We start from the raw sequence: 16,651 nt of genomic DNA, 5'->3' as shown, positions 1-16,651 counted from the left end.
TTGACAAAGTTTGAAGAATTAGGCATTGGTAATGCCACGTTACAAGCAGTCCTCAAAATGGGTTTTGAGGAAGCAACACCAATCCAGGCAGAAACTATTCCATTGGGGCTAAAAGGTATTGATTTGATCGGTCAAGCTCAAACAGGAACAGGTAAAACTGCTGCATTTGGTATTCCGTTAGTTGAGAAAATTGATACAAGTGCGGATGCCATTCAAGGGATTATTATTGCGCCAACTCGTGAACTTGCGATTCAAGTATCTGAAGAGCTTTATAAAATTGGTTCAGGCAAAAGAGTTCGCGTCCTGCCAATTTATGGTGGCCAGGATATCAGCCGCCAGATTCGTTCACTAAAGAAAGCACCACATATCATTGTTGGTACTCCGGGACGTGTATTGGATCATATCAACAGAAAAACGATGCGTCTTGATACAGTTAACACTGTAATCCTGGATGAAGCAGATGAAATGTTAAACATGGGATTCATTGAAGACATTGAATCCATCCTTGCTGCTACACCTGCAGAGCGTCAAACATTACTTTTCTCAGCAACCATGCCAGGACCGATTCAGAGAATGGCTGAAAAGTTCATGAAGGACCCGCAAATCGTTCGTGTGAAAACGAAAGAAATGACTGTTCCTTTGATTGATCAATATTATCTTGAAGTTATTGAAAGAAATAAATTTGATGTATTAACAAGACTTCTTGATATTCAATCTCCGGAACTTGCGATTGTGTTTGGTCGTACGAAGCGCCGTGTAGATGAATTATCGGAAGCACTAACGTTAAGAGGTTATACAGCGGAAGGTATTCACGGTGATTTAAGCCAAGCCAAACGTCTTTCTGTTCTTCGTAAGTTTAAAGAAGGAACAATTGATGTCCTTGTTGCAACAGACGTAGCTGCAAGGGGTCTTGATATCTCCGGAGTAACGCATGTATATAACTTTGATATTCCACAGGATCCAGAAAGCTACGTTCACCGTATTGGACGTACAGGACGTGCGGGTAAGAAGGGTGTAGCTTTAACCTTTATTACACCTCGTGAAAAATCATATCTAGCTGTTGTTGAAAAAACGACAAGAAGCAAGATGGAAAAAATGAAGGCTCCTACACTTGATGAAGCATTAGAAGGCCAACAAAAAGCGGTTGTAGAGAAAATCGTGGCAACGATTGAATCGAATAATTTACATTATTATAAAGCAGCGGCGCAAGAATTGTTGGAAGAAAATGATGCATCAACTGTTATCGCAGCTGTGTTGAAGATGTTAACAAAAGAACCGGATACCACTCCGATTAAACTAACAGAAGAGCAGTCTCCACAAAGAAGAGAAAGAAAACCACAGGACCGTGACCGTAGAAGAAGAGATGATTCTAGAGGTTCAAGTTCATACGGTGGCGACCGTAACAGGAAAAAAGCACCGGCTGGAAAGCCACGCAGTGGTGAAAAAAGAACTGGCGGCGGCGGTAAATCATCATCAAAGCCAAGAACGTTTAATCATTAATAGAAAAGCGGAAGCGCCCCTAGGCGCTGTAGCTGGACAGTTATAAAGCAAAAGCATGAACATTAGGTTCATGCTTTTTTTCTATGTCTAAAAGGGGAATAGTAAATTTAAACACATTCAGTTGGAGTGATTATGATGACGATTGTTAGACTTGGATATGTCGCAATGAGTGTCGAACTTCAGAATGCCTCCCCCTCACAAACGATGACATTTGCTCAATTTAAAAAAATTAAAGACCGGGACGCAGCGATTCGGAAACTAGAGAGAATTGCTGTATCAAACTTAGAGAATTGCTTACGGCTATTAAAACACAATGCCGGCAATCAAATTCATTTTTTTAGGTTTAGTTCACGGCTCATTCCCCTTGCTAATCATGAAGAATTGCCGGATTGGGACTACATGAAACCGCTGAAAGAACCACTCAACAAACTGGCTGGTTATATTAAGGAAAACCCAACTAGGATTGACTTCCATCCGGATCACTTTGTGGTGCTTAATTCGCCTGATAAGGACATTTTAAAAAATTCCTTAAAGACGCTTGCTATGCATGAAAGACTCCTAAAAGGGATGGAGATTGATACCGAACACCGTTGCGTATTACACGTCGGCGGAGGATACAACAATAAAGAGAAGGCTCTGGAATTATTTATTCATAACTGGGCCTATGTTTCCCCTGCGATTCAAAGAATGATTATGCTCGAAAATGATGATACGACGTTTACGGTAAAAGATACATTATATCTTTGTGAGAAATTGGGTCTGCCGATGGTGTTTGATTATCATCATCATCTTGCTCATCATGAGGAGGATGATTGGCAAGATGATTGGGAACGGATCATTGGGACCTGGTCACAGTCCTCGCTGCCAATAAAGATGCATATATCTAGTCCGCGCTCTGAAAAAGATTTCAGGGCACATGCAGACACCATTGATCCGCAGATGTTTCTTCGCTTTTTACATGAGGTCAAGGGGACGGTACCGGAAATTCATTGTATGATAGAAGCAAAGCAAAAAGATGCGGCACTTTTTCAATTAGTCAAGGATATGCAAGAAAGTGAAGGAATGACGTGGATTGACCAGTCCAGTTTTATCATCGATTAAAGGTTGTGCATCCACCATCTTTAGCCATGTATACTTAAATTAATATAGAAATAGTGACTGGCTGCAAATCCCTGTTATTTTTGTGCCAGTAATCCGAGAATAGCAATGATAATAATCGACGCCCAAATGATAATCTTCAATGGTGATTGGGAGGAGATTCTACTTTTCTTACTACTGGCCCAATCCGCTGTGCCTCTAATGGAATCGGAGAAATCCTTTTTATTAAAGTAAGGAATAGCTCCTAGTAAAAAACCGCCAAGCAATCCAAATAGATGGGCAATAACATTTATATTCGGTTGTAAGAAGGTCATAATCAGACTGACGACACAAAGTGTAAGGATAATTTGCGAGTTCTGTTTGGAAAGCACCTGTTTCCGAAACATAATCAGCGCAAGATAGTATCCGAACAGACCGAATATCGCTCCACTTGAGCCGACATGGGTATAGGAAAGCGGCTCGAGCAGCAGTGTAGCGACGTTAGCGATAAAACCAGACAGGAGATAGATAAATAAGAATCTTGTGCTGCCAAGTATGCGCTCGAGTGCAGGACCAAATAACACAAGTGAAAAGCTATTAAAGAGCATGTGTGTAAAGCCGCTGTGAATAAAGGTCGGGGTAATCAGCCGCCAATATTCCCCTTCCATAATGTAGAGATTTACTCCGGACAGGTTTTCAAAGATCCAGGAGTTGGGGAAGATGGTTATACTCGTTAAAAGATAGAATCCTAAATGAATGGCAATAATAATAGAAACAATCGGATAAAGGCGGATAAATTCGCGAAAGCTTTCCGTTCTCGTAAACATGACATAAACCTCCTGTATTTCACATTCTATCTAATAATTAACTAATTTCCGTTCTTGTACACTCATAATATGCTAATTTTATACAAAATAGAAGGAAGATGAACCATGATTAAAGGGATTGGAATTGATATTATTGAACTTTCTAGAATTCAGAACATACTCGAAAGACAAAAGAAGTTTATCGACCGCGTGTTAACTCCAAATGAACGGATGAAATTTGAGGATCTATCGGCGAGAAGAAAGGTAGAATTTTTAGCAGGTCGCTTTGCTGCGAAAGAGGCGTATTCAAAAGCGAATGGAACAGGAATTGGCGAAGAACTATCATTTTTAGATATTGAAATTGAAAATGATAGTTCAGGAAAGCCCTTTTTTGCAAAGCCGAAAAGGCGTGCTCATTTATCTATCTCGCATAGTCGAGAATATGCCGTAGCACATGTGATTATTGAAGAAGAGTAGGGCGCGGAAATTTTTAAAAATAAATAGCTTGGCAACTTCCTTATCATAATCCCCAAGGTTGTCTCATATATTCATAGGGAAACAGGAGAGACAAGGTCAGCCATGGTCATTTTGGAAAGCAAACTCCATTGCCTGACCCCTGCCTTTCTCTTCTCTGCAATCATATGAAATGAGACAAGAAGGGGTTGAAGGAATGAGGAAAAAGTTGTTGCTGCTCATCACTGGGCTCATGGTCATTTTTGTCCTGGCTGCCTGTGGCTCTAAATCACAAGGTGATGTGGTAAAAGAGTTAACGGGGAAACTAGATGACTTAAGCGGCTATAAGGTGAATGCAAAAATGACGTTAAAAATGGGTTCTGATTCACAAGTGTATAAAGTGGAAATTTGGCACAAGGATCCTACCTTTTATCGCGTGAATTTGAAAAATGCGCAAAAGGACCAAAGTCAGATGATTTTAAGAAATAACGAAGGGGTATTTGTCCTGACACCTGCCCTCAATAAAAGTTTCCGTTTTCAAAGTGATTGGCCGCAAAATAGCAGCCAGGCCTACTTGTATGAATCGTTGATTAAGGACATTGTTGCAGATAAAAGTGCAAAATTCTCTACCACCAAAAAATATTATGTATTTGAAACGAAAACCCGTTATCAAAATAATACGATGCTGCCTTCCCAAGAAATCAAGCTGAATAAAAGGGATCTATCCCCTGCTGTGGTAAAAGTCATGGATCCAGATCGAAATGCCCTTGTCACGGTAGAGTTTTCCAAGGTGAAATTTAATGCCAGCTTTGACAAGGACGATTTCGATATGAAGAAAAACATGACACGTGCGCAGCTTAATTTGCCGGCGATGGCAGATGGCGGCGATGATGCCTTCACCGTTATGTATCCAACGACAGAACTTAAAGGGACAAAATTAATTGAAGAAAAAGAAGTAACGCTTGAAGATGGTAAACGGGTTGTCCTCACCTATGATGGCAAAAAATCGTTCACGCTTGTCCAGGAAAAAGTAACAGCCAAAACAGCATCCGTTAATCCTACCTATGTTGAAGGTGATATTGTCGATTTAGGGGTGACAATTGGGGCAGTTTCGGATCATTCCCTCTCTTGGTCTCATAATGGTGTGGACTACATGATTGCGTCGAAAAACTTAACGAAGGAAGAAATGATTGAGGTTGCGACCTCTGTCCAAGGTGAAGCAGTAAAATAACGATTTATTCCCGCAGGCTCTTATGGGGCCTGTTTTTTGTTTGTAAAAGAAATTAAACAAGAGTATGATAACTTTTGTGTTAAAATGGAATAATATTTAATTAAAGCTATTAGGAAGTGGAACCATGGAAGAGCAAGGTTTTTTCTATAGAGATACTTGGGCAGAAGTAGATTTAGATTGCATTTCAGCCAATGTTGCCTCTATCAAAAAGCATCTGTCTCAAGACGTGAAAATGATCGCTGTTGTCAAAGCGAATGCCTATGGGCACGGGGATGTTCAAGTTGCAGAAACAGCACTGGAAGCAGGTGCGTCCTATCTGGCAGTTGCTTTTATGGATGAAGCGATAGCTCTCCGAAATAAAGGAGTTACTGCGCCTATTCTTGTCCTCGGGGCTTCGCGACCTGAAGATGTCCAAGTGGCGTCGAAGTTTGATATTACCCTTACCGTTTTTCAGATGGAATGGCTGCGGGATGCAGTAAAAAACTTACATTCGGATGATAAAATTTCTCTTCATATTAAAGTAGATACAGGGATGGGAAGAATTGGTGTTCGGGATGTAACCGAGTTAACGGCCATTGAGCAGATTATCTCAGAAAATGATCAATTGATATTGGAAGGAATTTATACTCATTTTGCCACGGCAGATGAATTGGATGAAACCTATTTCCGCCAGCAGTTAGCATTGTTTGAAGGGATGATCCAAGGGCTGAAAAAACAACCGAAGTATATCCATTCCAGCAATAGTGCGGCTGCCCTAAGGTATCCTAACGCTAATTTTAATGCAGTACGAATTGGAATCGCGATGTATGGTCTAACACCTTCGCTTGAGATGGAAAAAGAGATCCCATTTCCTCTCCATGAAGCTTTTTCTCTCCGGTCACGACTTGTCCATGTGAAGAAGCTGCAAAAGGGCGAAAAAGTGAGCTATGGGGCAACCTATGAAACTGGTGAAGAAGAGTGGATTGGAACCATTCCGATTGGTTATGCGGACGGATGGATTCGGAAGCTGCAAGGTCAAGAAGTACTTGTTAAGGGAACCAGGTCTCCGATTGTCGGTCGAATCTGTATGGATCAATGTATGATTCGTCTCCCTGAAAATGTTCCGGTTGGGACGACCGTAACATTAATTGGCGGACAGGACGATCAGTTTATTTCAGTTAATGAAGTAGCCAAAAAGCTCGAAACGATTAATTATGAAGTTCCGTGTATAATAGCCAATCGGGTCCCGCGCCTTTATAAAAAGGGTGGGAAAATTGTCGATTTAAAAAATTATCTTCTCGAAGATTAATGGGCTAAATGAAGATTTATTATCATATTTATGATATTGCGGTAATTTGTGCATAAAAGGATGTTTTATTGGCTTATAATACAGTAGGATTATAATTAGTCTATGCAATAAGTACGATAAGTGTTATTATTAAATATGGTACAGATAAATAAATGGAACACACTGTGTGAAACAGGCTTTGGTCGATTCGTGGAGTGTGTTAAATTTATGCGTCATAAGGAATCTGGTTAGATAAAAATGGTGTGTAGTGATGGTGGAGGTGTATGTTTGTGGCTGAGTCAAGCGCAACTACGGAAATCTTAGTGAAGTTACCGCAACATCTTTTAACGGAATTAGATGGTTTTGTTAAACAAGAAAATGTAAACCGCAGCGAGTTTATCTACCAAGCAACAAAAATGTATTTACGCGAACGAAAAAAGAGACAAATTCGCGAGTCAATGAGACGGGGATACATGGAAATGGCAAAGATAAATCTTAGAATTGCATCAGAGGCATTTTTAGCAGAATATGAGGCAGAACACACAGTTGAACGTCTTGTAAGCGGAGGATAATCCTTTGATAGTCAAACGTGGTGACGTTTATTTCGCGGACCTATCCCCAGTTGTTGGTTCTGAACAAGGCGGCGTCCGACCTGTACTTGTCATCCAAAACGACATCGGGAATCGGTTTAGTCCCACAGTGATTGTTGCAGCGATTACAGCTCAAATTCAAAAAGCCAAGCTTCCTACTCATGTAGAAATTGATGCGAAGCGCTACGGATTCGAACGAGATTCGGTCATTCTGTTAGAGCAAATTCGTACAATTGATAAGCAGCGGTTAACCGATAAAATCACCCATCTCGATGACGAAATGATGGAAAAAGTGGATGAAGCCTTGCAGGTAAGCCTAGGTCTCATCGAATTTTAATTTAAAGCACGCTCTTTCTAGGAAGAGCGTTTTTTCATACATAACCTGACCTCAAATTCAACTTCTGCTTAGGCAAGCCCATGTGCTTGCTTATTTTTTTTGAAAGCTATGTGCTAAAAAATACAAATGTGTCGCCAACCGTGCGTATTGAAGACAAAACTTTTAAAGCCTATATTAGATATTGGTTAGGCTCTGACATATCTGAATGTTGATTTCACTGTGTTTGAAAAATAAGCGGAGAAATTCCGGCTAAATTGGGAAATACCCATATTTCCTTAAATATAAGCGGAGTATTTCCGCTTGTATTATCCGAATCTTTAGATTTTGTCTTATTTAGAGCAGTTAACCGGAAGATCTCCGCTTATATCCGCTTCTTAAGCTTCCCTTATATACAATAGGCGGAAATTCTCCGCCTATTTGCGTAAATACCGTTTTTTTGGAAAAATGGAACGGAAAATGAAGTATCTATCGCATTCTATTTCGAAAATGGTCACGGATTGGTGTGTGGAAAACCAAATAAAAACCCTGTATATGCTACAATAGAATGAAAAGGAATGGGAGGACAAGCTTTGTGAATGATACAATCGTAAAAGATGATCAGTTGTTAAAGAAAATCGCTGCAGAGTTAACGATATCTTTTAAACAAGTAAAGAGTGTTATATCTTTATTTGATGAAGGCAATACAGTTCCTTTTATTGCACGTTATCGTAAAGAAATGACAGGAGCACTGGATGAAGTTCAGATTCGAAACATATTAGAACGCTGGCAGTATATTCAAAACCTTGAGCATCGTAAAGAAGAGGTTATCCGCATTATTGCTGAACAAGGGAAATTGCCGGACGAACTGAACTCTGCCATCACTAAGGCTGAGAAGCTTCAAGAGGTAGAGGATTTATACAGACCCTATAAACAAAAGAGACGGACCAAAGCGACGATTGCAAAAGAAAAAGGTTTAGAACCATTGGCAGAGTGGCTGCTGACTTTTACAAAAGAAAGCGTGGAAGAAAAGGCAAAACAATTTTTATCAGAAGAAAAAGAAGTCCTTACCGTTGACGATGCCATTGCAGGCGCGAAAGACATCATTGCTGAACGGGTTTCTGATGATGCCGAAAGCAGAAAATGGATTCGTAAGGAAACCTTTAAATCTGGTTCTGTTGTATCGGTAGTTAAGGAAGCAGAAAAAGACGAGAAAAACGTCTATGAAATGTACTATGAATATGAAGAACCGGTAAATAAAATTGTTCCCCACCGAACTCTTGCCTTAAATCGCGGGGAAAAAGAGGATATTTTAAGGGTTTCGATTAAAATGAATGCTGATTTAATCCTGTCCTATTTATCAAGAAAATGGATCAGAATCCAGCACTCACCGGCAGCGCCTGTTGTGTTAGAGGCAATGGAGGATAGCTATAAAAGATTAATTCAGCCATCCATCGAGCGGGAGATCCGCAGTGAATTAACGGAAAAAGGCGAAGAACAAGCGATACATATATTCTCTGAAAACCTTCGAAACTTACTCTTGCAGCCACCGTTAAAGGGAAAGGTTGTTATCGGAGTTGACCCTGCCTACCGGACAGGCTGTAAATTAGCAGTTGTGGATGAGACAGGTAAGGTATTGAAAATTGATGTTATCTATCCACACCCGCCGGCTTCCAAAACAAAAGAAGCGCGTGAAAAGTTTATAAACATCCTCCGCGACTATAAAGTGGAAATGGCGGCAATCGGAAATGGTACAGCTTCTAGGGAAACAGAACAGTTTGTCGCTGATATTTTAAAAGAAATGGACGAAGAGATTTTCTATTTAATTGTTAATGAAGCAGGGGCCAGTGTCTATTCAGCGTCTGAAATTGCACGAGAAGAGTTTCCGGATTTGCAGGTAGAAGAAAGAAGTGCCGCTTCTATTGCACGTCGTTTGCAGGATCCATTAGCGGAATTGGTGAAAATTGACCCAAAATCAGTTGGTGTCGGCCAATACCAGCATGATGTTTCCCAGAAGCGTCTATCAGAATCGTTGCATTTCGTGGTTGAAACTGCTGTTAACCGGGTCGGTGTTAATGTAAATACCGCCTCTCCATCACTTTTACAATATGTAGCCGGGCTAAACAAAACAGCGGCAAATAATATTGTCAAAAAGCGTGAAGAGGAAGGGAAATTTACGAGCAGGATTCAATTAAAGAAAGTGCCGCGTCTGGGTGCGAAGACTTATGAACAGGCAATTGGTTTCTTGCGCGTATTGGACGGTAAGCAGCCGCTTGACCGAACAGGGATCCATCCGGAAAACTATGATGAAGTGAAGAAACTATTAGCGAGTCTAGGTTTTACCACCGATGATCTTGGTTCAGAAGAGCTCAAAACAGCCCTTCATGGGATTGAATTGAAATCCGTTGCTGACGAACTTGCTATTGGGGAGTTAACCCTTAAGGATATTATTGATGCTTTGGTAAGACCGGAGCGTGATCCGCGTGATGATTTACCACGGCCACTTTTGAAAAAAGATGTGTTAAAGCTTGAGGACCTGTCAGCAGGAATGGAGTTACAAGGTACGGTTCGGAATGTTGTTGATTTCGGTGCCTTTGTTGATATCGGTGTGAAGCAGGATGGGCTTGTTCATATTTCCAAGCTCAGCAATCGATTTGTTAAGCACCCATTAGACATCGTGTCGGTCGGGGATGTTGTTACTGTATGGGTAGATTCTGTTGATATGAAAAAGGGACGCGTTGCACTAACAATGCTGGCACCTTCAAACTAAAGGAAAAAACACTGCTTCCTAGGAGCAGTGTTTTTTTCTGTAAAAGAACCAGCATTGGTTTAATAGTTTAATTTGATAGCGGTCCTTCTCATAAAAGGCTCTTTTCATTTGGTTTTGCAACCAAGTCGGCATCATAAAACCTCCCGAAAAGTACATCTTTATTATAGGTATATACAATATATGCTATAATAGGTTGTCACGTTCGCATAGAAAGAGAGGATCCCAAAATGGATCAACAAGAACTTCAATTATTAGTTGAAAAAATATCTGTTGAGTCCTTTGGGAAGCCGTTTCGCCATCAAGCCTCGTTTAATCCAAGATTAAGATCAACAGGCGGCAGATATCTGCTGGGGACACATAATATCGAAATCAATAAAAAGTATTACGAGCAATTAGGTGAAAAAGAACTAGTAGGGATTATTAAGCACGAACTATGCCATTATCATCTTCACCTTGAAGGGAAGGGGTATCAGCATAGGGACCAAGAGTTTAAGCGATTACTAAAAAAGGTAGAAGCACCGCGGTTTTGTGCCCAATTACCAGATAGAAAAGTAAAACGGTCATCCAAAAAGATTCTCTTATATCAATGCACAAAATGTCAGCAATCTTACCGAAGAAAACGAAGTATTGATACTAGCAGATTTGTGTGTGGGAAATGCAGAGGAACGTTGACGAAAATAAAAGAAATCATTACGGAGTAATGTAAGAATTTATATAAATAGTTTTATCTAAAACTATATTGACTTTCTAATCCATCGTCATTATAATGTAAAGAGTCGATAAGGTGACTGCCTTATTGGATTATATTTTTTGGAAAAAATACGATTATTCCACAGTAGCTCAGTGGTAGAGCTATCGGCTGTTAACCGATCGGTCGTAGGTTCGAGTCCTACCTGTGGAGCCATATGGGGAAGTACTCAAGAGGCTGAAGAGGCGCCCCTGCTAAGGGTGTAGGTCGGGTGACCGGCGCGAGGGTTCAAATCCCTCCTTCTCCGCCATATAATTTATCGGCCCCTTGGTCAAGCGGTTAAGACACCTCCCTTTCACGGAGGTAACACGGGTTCGAGTCCCGTAGGGGTCATCTGGGACGGGGAATGACTTTGATTCATTTCCTGTTTCTTAATCTTTATTATTATAATTATTGGGCTATAGCCAAGCGGTAAGGCATCGCACTTTGACTGCGACATGCGTTGGTTCAAATCCAGCTAGCCCAGCCATTTCTTTAAAAAAGTAAATATGATTGCGGGTGTGGCGGAATTGGCAGACGCACCAGACTTAGGATCTGGCGCCGCAAGGCGTGGGGGTTCGACTCCCTTCACCCGCACCAAATGTTTTTCTTGAATTAATTTGGTTAATATGGTAAGATTATTTTTGTCGCTAATTATAATGCGGTCGTGGCGGAATGGCAGACGCGCTAGGTTGAGGGCCTAGTGGGGGAAACCCCGTGGAAGTTCGACTCTTCTCGGCCGCACCAAATAAACTGTTGACAAACGATACCGAGCCTGATATACTTTAAAAGTTGACTTCAATATATGCGCCCTTAGCTCAGCTGGATAGAGTGTTTGACTACGAATCAAAAGGTCGGGAGTTCGAATCTCTCAGGGCGCACTTTTACGGGAAGTAGCTCAGCTTGGTAGAGCACTTGGTTTGGGACCAAGGGGTCGCAGGTTCGAATCCTGTCTTCCCGACCAGAAAATTTTATATATGCGGGTGTAGTTTAGTGGTAAAACCTCAGCCTTCCAAGCTGATGATGAGAGTTCGATTCTCTTCACCCGCTCCAACTAACTTTGATAATTGTTCTTTGAAAACTAAACAAACAAGATCGTGCAAACAATAAATTATTAGTTTCAGAAATGAAACTAAGCCAACGTAACAAAATGAGCTAATCAACTTTCTTGGAGAGTTTGATCCTGGCTCAGGACGAACGCTGGCGGCGTGCCTAATACATGCAAGTCGAGCGAATCACTTCGGTGGTTAGCGGCGGACGGGTGAGTAACACGTGGGCAACCTGCCTGTAAGACTGGGATAACACCGGGAAACCGGTGCTAATACCGGATAATCCTTTTCCTCTCATGAGGAAAAGCTGAAAGTCGGTTTCGGCTGACACTTACAGATGGGCCCGCGGCGCATTAGCTAGTTGGTGAGGTAACGGCTCACCAAGGCGACGATGCGTAGCCGACCTGAGAGGGTGATCGGCCACACTGGGACTGAGACACGGCCCAGACTCCTACGGGAGGCAGCAGTAGGGAATCTTCCACAATGGACGAAAGTCTGATGGAGCAACGCCGCGTGAGCGATGAAGGCCTTCGGGTCGTAAAGCTCTGTTGTTAGGGAAGAACAAGTACCGGAGTAACTGCCGGTACCTTGACGGTACCTAACCAGAAAGCCACGGCTAACTACGTGCCAGCAGCCGCGGTAATACGTAGGTGGCAAGCGTTGTCCGGAATTATTGGGCGTAAAGCGCGCGCAGGCGGTCCTTTAAGTCTGATGTGAAAGCCCACGGCTCAACCGTGGAGGGTCATTGGAAACTGGGGGACTTGAGTGCAGAAGAGGAAAGCGGAATTCCACGTGTAGCGGTGAAATGCGTAGAGATGTGGAGGAACACCAGTGGCGAAGGCGGCTTTCTGGTCTGTAACTGACGCTGAGGCGCGAAAGCGTGGGGAGCAAACAGGATTAGATACCCTGGTAGTCCACGCCGTAAACGATGAGTGCTAAGTGTTAGGGGGTTTCCGCCCCTTAGTGCTGCAGCTAACGCATTAAGCACTCCGCCTGGGGAGTACGGCCGCAAGGCTGAAACTCAAAGGAATTGACGGGGGCCCGCACAAGCGGTGGAGCATGTGGTTTAATTCGAAGCAACGCGAAGAACCTTACCAGGTCTTGACATCCTCTGACACTCCTAGAGATAGGACGTTCCCCTTCGGGGGACAGAGTGACAGGTGGTGCATGGTTGTCGTCAGCTCGTGTCGTGAGATGTTGGGTTAAGTCCCGCAACGAGCGCAACCCTTGATCTTAGTTGCCAGCATTCAGTTGGGCACTCTAAGGTGACTGCCGGTGACAAACCGGAGGAAGGTGGGGATGACGTCAAATCATCATGCCCCTTATGACCTGGGCTACACACGTGCTACAATGGATGGTACAAAGGGCTGCAAGACCGCGAGGTTTAGCCAATCCCATAAAACCATTCTCAGTTCGGATTGCAGGCTGCAACTCGCCTGCATGAAGCCGGAATCGCTAGTAATCGCGGATCAGCATGCCGCGGTGAATACGTTCCCGGGCCTTGTACACACCGCCCGTCACACCACGAGAGTTTGTAACACCCGAAGTCGGTGGGGTAACCGTAAGGAGCCAGCCGCCTAAGGTGGGACAGATGATTGGGGTGAAGTCGTAACAAGGTAGCCGTATCGGAAGGTGCGGCTGGATCACCTCCTTTCTAAGGAATAAAGCTGGACCTGTGAGCCAGACAAAACAGTTTGTTTGTGACGCGATCTTTGTTTGTTTAGTTTTGAGAGTACAATCTCTCAAAGCTTTTTTAATCGTTCTTTGAAAACTAGATAATCGTAAGAAGAAGTAAAGTAAACATCGAGTAAACGCCATTTTAGTTTTTCTCTCTTATGTAAGTAAGAGTTATAAACCTTTTAGGTTAAGTTAGAAAGGGCGCACGGTGAATGCCTTGGCACTAGGAGCCGATGAAGGACGGGACTAACACCGATATGCTTCGGGGAGCTGTAAGTAAGCTTTGATCCGGAGATTTCCGAATGGGGGAACCCACTGTTCGTAATGGAACAGTATCTTTACCTGAATACATAGGGTATGGAAGGCATACCCGGGGAACTGAAACATCTAAGTACCCGGAGGAAGAGAAAGCAAACGCGATTCCCTGAGTAGCGGCGAGCGAAACGGGACATAGCCCAAACCAAGAGGCTTGCCTCTTGGGGTTGTAGGACACTCAACATGGAGTTACAAAGGAACGGGGTAGATGAAGCGACCTGGAAAGGTCCGTCATAGAAGGTAAAAACCCTGTAGTCGAAACTTCGTTCCCTCCTGAGTGGATCCTGAGTACGGCCGGACACGAGAAATCCGGTCGGAAGCAGGGAGGACCATCTCCCAAGGCTAAATACTCCCTAGTGACCGATAGTGAACCAGTACCGTGAGGGAAAGGTGAAAAGCACCCCGGAAGGGGAGTGAAATAGTTCCTGAAACCGTGTGCCTACAAGTAGTTAGAGCCCGTTAATGGGTAATAGCGTGCCTTTTGTAGAATGAACCGGCGAGTTACGATCCCATGCAAGGTTAAGTTGAAAAGACGGAGCCGCAGCGAAAGCGAGTCTGAATAGGGCGTTTGAGTATGTGGTCGTAGACCCGAAACCAGGTGATCTACCCATGTCCAGGGTGAAGTCCAGGTAACACTGGATGGAGGCCCGAACCCACGCACGTTGAAAAGTGCGGGGATGAGGTGTGGGTAGCGGAGAAATTCCAATCGAACTTGGAGATAGCTGGTTCTCTCCGAAATAGCTTTAGGGCTAGCCTCACGTAGTAAGAGTCTTGGAGGTAGAGCACTGTTTGGACTAGGGGCCCTCATCGGGTTACCGAATTCAGACAAACTCCGAATGCCAAAGACTTATCCGTGGGAGTCAGACTGCGAGTGATAAGATCCGTAGTCAAAAGGGAAACAGCCCAGACCACCAGCTAAGGTCCCAAAGTATACGTTAAGTGGAAAAGGATGTGGAGTTGTTTAGACAACCAGGATGTTGGCTTAGAAGCAGCCACCATTTAAAGAGTGCGTAATAGCTCACTGGTCGAATGACTCTGCGCCGAAAATGTACCGGGGCTAAACGTATCACCGAAGCTGTGGATTGACATCTTAGATGTCAGTGGTAGGAGAGCGTTCTAAGGGCGTTGAAGCTAGACCGTAAGGACTGGTGGAGCGCTTAGAAGTGAGAATGCCGGTATGAGTAGCGAAAGATGAGTGAGAATCTCATCCACCGAATGCCTAAGGTTTCCTGAGGAAGGCTCGTCCGCTCAGGGTTAGTCGGGACCTAAGCCGAGGCCGAAAGGCGTAGGCGATGGACAACAGGTTGATATTCCTGTACCACCTCTTTATCGTTTGAGCAATGGGGGGACGCAGGAGGATAGGGTAAGCGCGCTGTTGGATATGCGCGTCTAAGCAGTTAGGCTGAGAAGTAGGCAAATCCGCTTCTCACTAAGGCTGAGCTGTGATAGCGAGGGAAATTTAGTACCGAAGTTCCTGATTCCACACTGCCAAGAAAAGCCTCTAGCGAGATAAATGGTGCCCGTACCGCAAACCGACACAGGTAGGCGAGGAGAGAATCCTAAGGTGAGCGAGAGAACTCTCGTTAAGGAACTCGGCAAAATGACCCCGTAACTTCGGGAGAAGGGGTGCTTTTTGAGGTGAATAGCCTCGAAGAGCCGCAGTGAATAGGCCCAGGCGACTGTTTAGCAAAAACACAGGTCTCTGCGAAGCCGCAAGGCGAAGTATAGGGGCTGACGCCTGCCCGGTGCTGGAAGGTTAAGAGGAGGGGTTAGCGCAAGCGAAGCTCTGAATCGAAGCCCCAGTAAACGGCGGCCGTAACTATAACGGTCCTAAGGTAGCGAAATTCCTTGTCGGGTAAGTTCCGACCCGCACGAAAGGCGTAACGATCTGGGCACTGTCTCAACGAGAGACTCGGTGAAATTATAGTACCTGTGAAGATGCAGGTTACCCGCGACAGGACGGAAAGACCCCGTGGAGCTTTACTGTAGCCTGATATTGAATTTTGGTACAGCTTGTACAGGATAGGTAGGAGCCTGAGAAGCCGGAGCGCTAGCTTCGGTGGAGGCGTCGGTGGGATACTACCCTGGCTGTATTGAAATTCTAACCCGCACCCCTGATCGGGGTGGGAGACAGTGTCAGGTGGGCAGTTTGACTGGGGCGGTCGCCTCCTAAAGAGTAACGGAGGCGCCCAAAGGTTCCCTCAGAATGGTTGGAAATCATTCGCAGAGTGTAAAGGCACAAGGGAGCTTGACTGCGAGACCTACAAGTCGAGCAGGGACGAAAGTCGGGCTTAGTGATCCGGTGGTTCCGCATGGAAGGGCCATCGCTCAACGGATAAAAGCTACCCCGGGGATAACAGGCTTATCTCCCCCAAGAGTCCACATCGACGGGGAGGTTTGGCACCTCGATGTCGGCTCATCGCATCCTGGGGCTGTAGTCGGTCCCAAGGGTTGGGCTGTTCGCCCATTAAAGCGGTACGCGAGCTGGGTTCAGAACGTCGTGAGACAGTTCGGTCCCTATCCGTCGTGGGCGCAGGAAATTTGAGAGGAGCTGTCCTTAGTACGAGAGGACCGGGATGGACGCACCGCTGGTGTACCAGTTGTTCTGCCAAGGGCATCGCTGGGTAGCTATGTGCGGACGGGATAAGTGCTGAAAGCATCTAAGCATGAAGCCCCCCTCAAGATGAGATTTCCCATAGCGCAAGCTAGTAAGAACCCTGAAAGATGATCAGGTTGATAGGTCAGAGGTGGAAGCGTGGTAACATGTGGAGCTGACTGATACTAATCGTTCGAGGACTTAACCAAATTTTAAAGCGAACTCGTTTTTTACACACTTCTTCTGCATTATCTAGTTTTGAGGGAATGATACCTCAACA

The 16,651-nt window shown here is 44.1% G+C and carries 11 protein-coding genes, 9 tRNA genes and 2 rRNA genes; 20 read left to right on the top strand and 2 right to left on the bottom strand.

The annotated features are described in order from the left end of the window. Positions 1-1,500 carry a degradosome RNA helicase CshA gene (gene cshA, locus RCG22_RS14555; RefSeq protein WP_308103576.1) on the top strand — a complete coding sequence of 500 codons (1,500 nt, stop codon included), beginning with the start codon at positions 1-3 and terminating at the stop codon, positions 1,498-1,500. 135 nt (positions 1,501-1,635) lie between these two features. Further along, positions 1,636-2,601, top strand: coding sequence for a UV DNA damage repair endonuclease UvsE (gene uvsE / locus RCG22_RS14550; protein WP_308103574.1), 966 nt, complete (start codon positions 1,636-1,638; stop codon positions 2,599-2,601). A gap of 74 nt (positions 2,602-2,675) precedes the next feature. Here uvsE and RCG22_RS14545 read toward each other — a convergent pair whose 3' ends face one another. Further along, positions 2,676-3,404 carry a rhomboid family intramembrane serine protease gene (locus RCG22_RS14545; protein ID WP_308103573.1) on the bottom strand — a complete coding sequence of 243 codons (729 nt, stop codon included), beginning with the start codon at positions 3,402-3,404 and terminating at the stop codon, positions 2,676-2,678. A 105-nt stretch (positions 3,405-3,509) separates the two neighbouring features. On the opposite strand from RCG22_RS14545, the gene acpS reads away from it, so the two are divergent. The 6 genes from acpS to RCG22_RS14515 all read left to right on the top strand — a co-directional run bounded on the left by acpS (position 3,510) and on the right by RCG22_RS14515 (position 10,007). After that, positions 3,510-3,860, top strand: coding sequence for a holo-ACP synthase (gene acpS, locus RCG22_RS14540; protein ID WP_308103572.1), 351 nt, complete (start codon positions 3,510-3,512; stop codon positions 3,858-3,860). A 193-nt stretch (positions 3,861-4,053) separates the two neighbouring features. Beyond that, positions 4,054-5,067 carry a LolA family protein gene (locus RCG22_RS14535; protein WP_308103571.1) on the top strand — a complete coding sequence of 338 codons (1,014 nt, stop codon included), beginning with the start codon at positions 4,054-4,056 and terminating at the stop codon, positions 5,065-5,067. A 124-nt stretch (positions 5,068-5,191) separates the two neighbouring features. Then, positions 5,192-6,355 carry an alanine racemase gene (gene alr / locus RCG22_RS14530; RefSeq protein WP_308103570.1) on the top strand — a complete coding sequence of 388 codons (1,164 nt, stop codon included), beginning with the start codon at positions 5,192-5,194 and terminating at the stop codon, positions 6,353-6,355. 269 nt (positions 6,356-6,624) lie between these two features. Next, complete coding sequence (locus RCG22_RS14525) at positions 6,625-6,906, top strand: CopG family ribbon-helix-helix protein (RefSeq protein WP_066259565.1); 282 nt, start codon at positions 6,625-6,627, stop codon at positions 6,904-6,906. 4 nt (positions 6,907-6,910) lie between these two features. Then, on the top strand, positions 6,911-7,261 hold the full coding sequence (ndoA, locus tag RCG22_RS14520) for a type II toxin-antitoxin system endoribonuclease NdoA (protein ID WP_007083556.1): 351 nt from the start codon (positions 6,911-6,913) through the stop codon (positions 7,259-7,261). A 571-nt stretch (positions 7,262-7,832) separates the two neighbouring features. Beyond that, the gene (locus RCG22_RS14515) at positions 7,833-10,007 is read left to right on the top strand and encodes a Tex family protein (RefSeq protein ID WP_308103569.1); all 2,175 of its coding nucleotides are present in this window, start codon (positions 7,833-7,835) and stop codon (positions 10,005-10,007) included. Between the two features lie 18 nt (positions 10,008-10,025). Here RCG22_RS14515 and cmpA read toward each other — a convergent pair whose 3' ends face one another. After that, positions 10,026-10,139, bottom strand: coding sequence for a cortex morphogenetic protein CmpA (gene cmpA / locus RCG22_RS14510; RefSeq protein WP_007083554.1), 114 nt, complete (start codon positions 10,137-10,139; stop codon positions 10,026-10,028). Between the two features lie 95 nt (positions 10,140-10,234). On the opposite strand from cmpA, the gene RCG22_RS14505 reads away from it, so the two are divergent. The 12 genes from RCG22_RS14505 (at position 10,235) to RCG22_RS14450 (ending at position 16,580) form a co-directional block, all read left to right on the top strand. Next, positions 10,235-10,708, top strand: a complete 474-nt coding sequence (locus RCG22_RS14505) for a SprT family protein (RefSeq protein ID WP_308103568.1) — start codon at positions 10,235-10,237, stop codon at positions 10,706-10,708. 128 nt (positions 10,709-10,836) lie between these two features. After that, positions 10,837-10,911 (top strand) — tRNA-Asn (locus RCG22_RS14500). Positions 10,912-10,914: 3 nt separating this feature from the next. Beyond that, positions 10,915-11,005, top strand: a tRNA-Ser gene (locus RCG22_RS14495). Between the two features lie 11 nt (positions 11,006-11,016). After that, positions 11,017-11,088, top strand: a tRNA-Glu gene (locus tag RCG22_RS14490). A 61-nt stretch (positions 11,089-11,149) separates the two neighbouring features. After that, a tRNA-Gln gene (locus RCG22_RS14485) sits at positions 11,150-11,224 on the top strand. A gap of 25 nt (positions 11,225-11,249) precedes the next feature. After that, positions 11,250-11,334: transfer RNA gene (locus RCG22_RS14480), tRNA-Leu, on the top strand. Positions 11,335-11,395: 61 nt separating this feature from the next. Beyond that, positions 11,396-11,481 (top strand) — tRNA-Leu (locus tag RCG22_RS14475). Between the two features lie 60 nt (positions 11,482-11,541). After that, positions 11,542-11,615 (top strand) — tRNA-Arg (locus RCG22_RS14470). A 6-nt stretch (positions 11,616-11,621) separates the two neighbouring features. Next, positions 11,622-11,698: transfer RNA gene (locus RCG22_RS14465), tRNA-Pro, on the top strand. Positions 11,699-11,713: 15 nt separating this feature from the next. Continuing rightward, positions 11,714-11,787 (top strand) — tRNA-Gly (locus RCG22_RS14460). A 112-nt stretch (positions 11,788-11,899) separates the two neighbouring features. Beyond that, positions 11,900-13,437: ribosomal RNA gene (locus RCG22_RS14455) — 16S ribosomal RNA — on the top strand. Positions 13,438-13,645: 208 nt separating this feature from the next. Further along, positions 13,646-16,580 (top strand): 23S ribosomal RNA (locus RCG22_RS14450). The 16S and 23S rRNA genes sit together here with 9 tRNA genes alongside, the layout of an rRNA operon. Positions 16,581-16,651: the final 71 nt, after the last annotated feature.

The sequence above is a fragment of the Neobacillus nitrireducens genome (assembly GCF_030915405.1).
GTDB lineage: Bacteria > Bacillota > Bacilli > Bacillales > Cytobacillaceae > Neobacillus.
Note: the sequence above shows the minus strand (reverse complement) of the source record. Positions and strands in the feature narration are given on the sequence as shown.